The 4,454-nt window shown below is 74.2% G+C and carries 3 protein-coding genes and 1 pseudogene; 3 read left to right on the top strand and 1 reads right to left on the bottom strand.

Annotation, left to right across the window (positions count from 1 at the left end; translation table 11 throughout):
- Positions 1-22: 22 nt before the first annotated feature.
- Complete coding sequence (locus ACTWQJ_RS46935; protein WP_443312494.1) at positions 23-1,873, top strand: ABC transporter permease subunit; 1,851 nt, start codon at positions 23-25, stop codon at positions 1,871-1,873.
- On the top strand, positions 1,870-3,102 hold the full coding sequence (locus tag ACTWQJ_RS46930) for an MDR family MFS transporter (RefSeq protein ID WP_443312493.1): 1,233 nt from the start codon (positions 1,870-1,872) through the stop codon (positions 3,100-3,102). Before ACTWQJ_RS46935 ends, ACTWQJ_RS46930 begins: the two co-directional genes overlap by 4 nt.
- Positions 3,103-3,112: 10 nt before the next feature.
- On the opposite strand, the gene ACTWQJ_RS46925 is transcribed toward ACTWQJ_RS46930, so the two are convergent.
- Positions 3,113-3,979 carry a CDP-alcohol phosphatidyltransferase family protein gene (locus ACTWQJ_RS46925; RefSeq protein ID WP_443312492.1) on the bottom strand — a complete coding sequence of 289 codons (867 nt, stop codon included), beginning with the start codon at positions 3,977-3,979 and terminating at the stop codon, positions 3,113-3,115.
- Positions 3,980-4,088: 109 nt separating this feature from the next.
- Here ACTWQJ_RS46925 and ACTWQJ_RS46920 point away from each other — a divergent pair.
- Positions 4,089-4,454, top strand: a pseudogene (locus ACTWQJ_RS46920) (dehydrogenase); the annotation flags it as partial.

The following is a 4,454-nucleotide window of genomic DNA, read 5'->3' as shown; positions in this document are numbered from 1 at the left end:
CACGGGGACGCGGCGCTGAACGATGCACCACCACCGACGGGCGGTCACGCTGCTGTGGCGGGTCGCCCTCGCCGCCGCCCTCGTGTGCGCCATCGGCCTGCTGCCGTGGCTCGCGCACACCGACCCGGCGCTCACCGTGCTCAAGGCGCGCTCGGTCGACCGTGAGCCCACGCCCGAGGTGCTGGCGGACATCCGCGCGCAACTCGGGCTCGACGCCGGTCCGTTGCACCTGCTCGGGCAGTGGCTGGCGGGGTTGCCGCGGGGGGACGCCGGGCGGTCCTGGCTGTCCGGTAGCGAGGTCATGCCCGCCGTGCTCGAGGCGCTCGGTGTGTCCCTGTTGCTGACGGCGGTGGCCCTGGTCGTCGCGGCGGTCACCGCCGGGCTTGTGTGCGCCCGCACCCTGTGGCTCGGTTCGCGCCGCCGGCTCGGTGGGCGCCGGGCGGGCGGCAGCGGGTCGGCGGTCCTTGCCGCGCTACCCGAGTTCCTCGCCGCGTCCGTGCTCGCCACCGTCGTAGGAGTGCAGCTCGGGTGGCTGCCCGCGCTCGGCTGGTATGGGCCCGAGTGGACGGTGTTGCCCGGCCTGGCCCTCGGGGTGCCCGCCGGGGCCGTGCTCGGGCGGATGCTCGACGATCTGCTGCCCGGTGCCTTCGCCGAGCCGTGGGCGCTGGCAGCGGCGGCGCGCGGGCTGCCGGGGCGGAGCATCGCACGTCAGGCGGTGCGCCGGTGTGTGCCCGCGCTGCTGCCGAACGCCGGGCTGTTCGTCGTCGGCCTCACCGGCGGTGCCGTCGCCGTGGAGCAGATCTTCGACATTCCCGGCCTCGGCCGCATCACCCTCCAGGCCGCCCTCGCCCAGGACCTGCCCGTCCTCCAGGCCGGCACCCTGGCCCTTCTGCTGGTCGCGGCGGCGGCCACCGGACTGGCCCGGCTCGCCGCGCGACTGCTGATCGGACCCGCCCTGCGCGACGGTGCCCTGCCCACCCTGCACCGGCCCACCCCGCCCGCGCGCCGCATCCTGCCCCTCGTCCACGCCGCCGTACTGCTCGGCGTCATCGCCGCCGGACTGCCCCGCGACCCGCTCGCCCTGGACACCACCGAGCGCCTCCAACCGCCGTCTTTGACACACCCGTTCGGCACCGACTCGCTGGGCCGGGACATGCTCGCCCGGATCGGTCACGGCGCCCTGGACACCCTGCTGCTCGCCCTCGCCATCACCGCCGTCGCCCTGCTCACCGGCGTGCTGCTCGGGCTGGTGCCCCGCCTTTCCGGGCCCCTCGTCGACACCGTCAACGCCGTACCGGCCGTCCTGGGCGCCCTCCTCGTCACCGCCGTGGTGGGCCGCGGAACGGTCACGCCCGCGCTCGCGGTGAGCGCCGTCGCCTGGGCGCCGCTCGCCGCGCACACCTCCTCGCTGCTGCTCCAGGAACGCGCCGCCGTGCACATCACCGCCACCCGTGCGCTGGGCGCCGGCCGCTGGTACCTGCTGCGCCACGAACTGCTGCCCGCGGTCCTGCCGTCCGTCACCCGCCATGCCCTGCTGCGGCTGCCCGGCGTCGCACTCTCCCTGGCCTCCCTCGCCTTCCTCGGCCTCGGCGCCCAGCCGCCGTCCCCGGAGTGGGGCCTGCTGCTCGCCGAGAACCAGCCCTACGCCGAACGCGCCCCCTGGGCCGTCCTCACCCCCGCCGCCGTCCTCGCCCTTCTCGGCGCGCTCGCGGTGACCGCGGCGAGCGGAGCGAGATGGGGGTCCCCCCGGCCGAAGGCTGGGGGAGGAGTGCGATGGCGACCCCGGCGGGCGGACCGCCGTATGGCCGCAGTCGGCGCCGAACGGCGGCGGGTCACCAAGGAGTTGGCCGCCGCCGGAACGGAGACCCGATGACCACCCTGTCCGCCTCCCGCGTTCGACGGTCAGCGGAACGCACCCGCCTGTCGCCACTCCTGCGACTGCTGATCCTCACCCAACTCGCCTTCAACATCGGCTTCTACGCCGTCCTGCCCTTCCTGTCCGAACACCTCGGGCAGGCCATCGGCATGGCGGGCTGGCTGGTCGGCTTCGTGCTCGGGCTCAGGACCTTCAGCCAGCAGGGGCTGTTCGTGGTCGGCGGGGCGCTCGCCGACCGGTACGGCATCCGGCCGGTCGTGCTCGCCGGCTGCGCGCTGCGCATCGCCGGGTTCGCCTGGCTCGGACACGCCGAACAGACCTGGTCGGTGATCGGCGCGGTCCTGCTGATCGGCTTCGCCGCCGCGCTGTTCTCGCCCGCCGTGGAATCGGAGGTCGCCCGGCAGGCGGTGCTGTGGGAGGAGGAGAGCGGGGGCTCGCGCACCTGGGTGCTGGCGCTGTTCACCGTGGCCGGTCAGGCCGGTGCGTTCGTCGGCCCGCTGCTCGGCGCGCTGCTGCTCGCGGTGGACTTCCGCACGGCGTGTCTCGCCGGTGCGGGGGTCTTCGTGCTGGTCCTCGCCGGGCACGCGTGGCTGCTGCCGCAGCGCATCCCCGGGCGGGAGCGCGTCCGGGCGAAGGGCGGGCTTCGGGCGCTGCTGCGCAACCGGCGCTTCCTGGCGCTGTGCTGCGCCTACGGTGCCTATCTCCTGGCGTACAACCAGCTCTATCTCGCCCTGCCCGACGAGGTGGAGCGCGCTACGGGTTCGCAGGCGCCGTTGGCCTGGCTGTTCGCGCTGTCCTCGCTGTTGGTCGTGACCGCCCAACTGCCCGTCACTCGCTGGGTGGGCGACCGGCTCGCCCTGCGCCGCTCCGTGGCGGCCGGACTGCTGCTGATCGCCGCCGGGTTCACCGTCGTCGCGGTGGCGCGGCCCGCCGGGTGGAGCGGTACGGCGGGGCTGGTGCCCGCGGCCGGGTTCGTCGTGCTGCTCACCGTCGGGCAGATGCTCGTCGCGCCCGCGGCCCGGGCCTGGGTACCGGACCTCGCGGAGGACGGCCGGCTCGGTCTGTACACCGGGGCGCTGTCCTCGGTCTCCGGCCTGATCGTCCTGATCGGCAGCGCGGCCACCGGCTCACTGCTCGACGCGGGTCTGCCGTCGGCCGTGCCGTGGCTGGCGCTCGCTGCCATCCCGGCAGCGGCGGTCTGGCTGCTGCCGCGCCGGGCCACCTGAACAACGGCCGTCACCCGGCGACGGACTCCAGCACCTTCTCGGAAACGTCGAGGGGGGAGGCTTCCTTGGTGGTCGCGTGTGCAGTGGTCTCGACGCGTGCACGCGTCTCGGTGAGCGTCACCGCGCCCGTAGCCTCCACGGCCCCGCAGGCCGCGTCCCGCCGGCCCCGCGATGTCCGCCACAGCCACAGCACGTCCCGTCCGAACGACCACACCAGGAGAGTCAGCGCCACCGCCACCACTCCCGCGTTCGCCAGGAGGGGCAGCAGGTCCGCGGCGGCGAGCAGCAGGAGCACGCCCTGCAGCGCGGCCACCGTCTTGCGGGCCGTGCTCGGCGGCAGTGGGGCGTTGAGCCACGGCAGGACACGTGCGGCGGCGACGAAGACGTACCGCATGCCGCCGATCAGCAGCACCCACGGACCCAGCGACATCGACACGTACACACTCAGCACCAGGATCAGAAACGCGTCGACCTCCATGTCGAACCGCGCCCCCAGCGCCGACGACGTGCCCGTGCGCCGGGCGACCTTGCCGTCCACGCCGTCCAGGATGAGCGCCACCGCCGTCAGGCCGACGAACAGCGTGACCGGCGGCGAGCTCTGGAAGGAGTCCGCGACCAGCGCGGTCACCGCGCCGACCAGGATCGCGCGCCCGAGCGTGACCCGGTTGGCCGGGCCGAAGGACCGCAGCCGTGACCGGTGCAGGGCCCGCGAGAGCACCGCCCAGGTGGCGATCGCGAAGGCGAGGCCGGTCAGCCAGCCCGCCGGTCCCATGCCGATCGCCGTGCCCAGCAGGACCAGCAACAGGACCTGCAGGCCCGCGCCCAGGGCCGTCTCCTGCTGGACCAGCCTCGCGTCGTAAGTGTTGTTCAGGGCCACCGAACATCCTCCGGCCGTGTGACAGAGTCGATCAACGCCGCGTACTGTGCGCGGCCTGTGCACACCTCGGTACGTGAACAACTTCCCGATCGTTCAGGAGGACCCGCCGATGACCCGCACCGCACGTGCGTTCTGGCTCCGCTCGCCAGGTCAGGGCGAGATACGGGACGTGGACCTTCCGGATCCCGCCGAGGACGAGGTGCTGGTCCGCAGCCTGTGGTCCGGAGTGAGCCGCGGCACGGAGACGCTGGTCTTCCGCGGCGGGGTGCCGGAGAGCCAGTACGCGGCCATGCGGGCGCCGTTCCAGGAGGGCGACTTCCCCGGCCCGGTCAAGTACGGCTACCTCAACGTCGGCCTCGTGGAGGAGGGACCGGCACACCTGGTCGGCCGTACCGTCTTCTGCCTCTACCCGCACCAGACGCGGTACGTCGTCCCCGCCGCCGCCGTGACGCCCGTACCGGACGACGTCCCCGCC

The sequence above is a fragment of the Streptomyces sp. KR55 genome (assembly GCF_052245645.1).
In the GTDB taxonomy this organism is placed as follows: Bacteria; Actinomycetota; Actinomycetes; order Streptomycetales; family Streptomycetaceae; genus Streptomyces; species Streptomyces flavusporus.
Note: the sequence above shows the minus strand (reverse complement) of the source record. Positions and strands in the feature narration are given on the sequence as shown.